Raw genomic sequence first — 1,690 nt, 5'->3', positions numbered from 1 at the left:
CCGGTGGTCGTTCCGACGACAGCCTACGCTACTGAAGCGCTCTGCGATCCTACGGATCCGAGCAAGCCGCGAAAAGTCAAGTATTGCCGCGTAGTGCGCCGAGTGATTCGCGGTCGCATGCGCTACTTCCTGCAGCTTGTGCTGGAGGGACTTGCACCGGTCCGCTACATCCCAGCGCCGAAATCGGCGTGGGTCGGGATCGATCCTGGGCCTTCGAAGATTGCTTTTGTTTCTGAGAATGGTGTCGCACTGCTGCGTTCGTCGCCCAGAAGCGAAGACCATGCAGCAGAGAAAGCACGGATTCTGCGCGAGATGGATCGGTCTCGCCGGGCAACCAATCCCGACAACTACGAAAAGAACGGCGTCGTCAAGAAAGGGCGTCGTATCTGGAACTATTCAAAGCGCTACGAAGCGCTCAAACTGAAACTGGCGGAAATCTACCGGCGCGAGCGTGAAACGCGGAAGACCGACCACGGTCTGATCGCGAACACGATCATTCAACTCGGCGGCACCGTCAAATGTGAGAAGAACAGCTATGTCAGCTTTCAAATGAACTTTGGAAAGAGTGTCGGTCGAAACGGCACGGCATCGTTGATTCAGCGCATACGCAGCAAGGCTGAAAGCGCCAGCGGAGCGGAATTCGTTGATCTTCCCTGTCGTCATCTCCGACTCTCTCAATACAACCATGTGACGGAAACTTATGAGAAGAAGCCGCTCAGTCAGCGGTGGGCGCGAGTAGGTGACGTCATTGTTCAGCGAGACGCGTACAGCGCCTTTTTGGCCATGTGCGTCGTTGAAGGTCAGCATGATCCGTGCCTGATTCGCAAGAAATGGGCGAGTGTGGAGACGCTCTTAAAGCATGCCGGTCTTGCTTATGACCTAAAGCAGCCAAATCGGGAAATCGACTTGTCGAAATCCACGCAGGAGCCGTCATTCGCTGCGGCCTTTCGCCAGAGGCGGCAGCACGCCAGAATCATCCGTGTCTTCGGCGACAGCCGGTCAGCAACCGCTTCCAAGCGGCCTCGCCGGAAAAACCGAAGTCGGGTCGGATGAATAAACCTCCGTGATGAGGATGGGGACAAGAATCCCCGTCACGGCGGGGAGTCTCAATTAAGGCAAGGAGGCTCGCTCCAAGACAGAGCAATCTCCTTGCCGAAGAAAGATGATTGTGTTGCTCGGGAAAAGGAAGCCGCATTCCCGCTAAAGACTTATAGCGAATCCGAATAATGCGTTTTACAAGAAACAACGGTCAGAGTCGTTTTATCAAAAACATAGACCAGCCGGTGCTCCTCGTAAATTCTTCGACTCCAAGCGCCACTTAATGAATATTTCAAGGCTTCTGGTTTCCCGATGCCTTCCGTCGGATGGCGTAACGCGTCCTCAATTAGGGAATTAATCTTGCGGAGGATTCTCTTATCGTTAGCCTGCCACTCAACATATTGAGACCAGGCATCGTCGTACCACGCAAGAATCATTTCATTACTCCTTCAACAGAGCATGCTGAGAAACCTTGTGGCCGCGACGAACATCCTCCAAGGCCTTTCCAGATAGGCAATGTTGGCTTTGTTGTAAAACGGGTCTGCCGTCGGAACGAAAGGAAGATGGTTCGATCGAACGATCTCCTTCAGATACATCCTTACAGCCGTTGTCAAATCAAGCCCCATTTGATAGCTGTCTCTTATACACATCT

The 1,690-nt window shown here is 53.2% G+C and carries 3 protein-coding genes; 1 reads left to right on the top strand and 2 read right to left on the bottom strand.

Annotated elements, in window-relative coordinates:
• Positions 1 to 1,053: nuclease/transposase family protein (locus H6A60_RS11130; protein ID WP_500691536.1), on the top strand; the 1,053-nt coding region annotated here is incomplete at its 5' end.
• A gap of 155 nt (positions 1,054 to 1,208) precedes the next feature.
• Here H6A60_RS11130 and H6A60_RS11125 read toward each other — a convergent pair.
• The gene (locus H6A60_RS11125) at positions 1,209 to 1,475 is read right to left on the bottom strand and encodes a Txe/YoeB family addiction module toxin (protein WP_205104611.1); all 267 of its coding nucleotides are present in this window, start codon (positions 1,473 to 1,475) and stop codon (positions 1,209 to 1,211) included.
• Positions 1,476 to 1,487: 12 nt separating this feature from the next.
• On the bottom strand, positions 1,488 to 1,690 hold a 203-nt coding region (locus H6A60_RS14455; protein WP_500691535.1), incomplete at its 5' end, for a hypothetical protein.

It is taken from the genome of Sutterella massiliensis, assembly GCF_016899755.1.
In the GTDB taxonomy this organism is placed as follows: Bacteria; Pseudomonadota; Gammaproteobacteria; order Burkholderiales; family Burkholderiaceae_F; genus Sutterella; species Sutterella massiliensis.
Note: the sequence above shows the minus strand (reverse complement) of the source record. Positions and strands in the feature narration are given on the sequence as shown.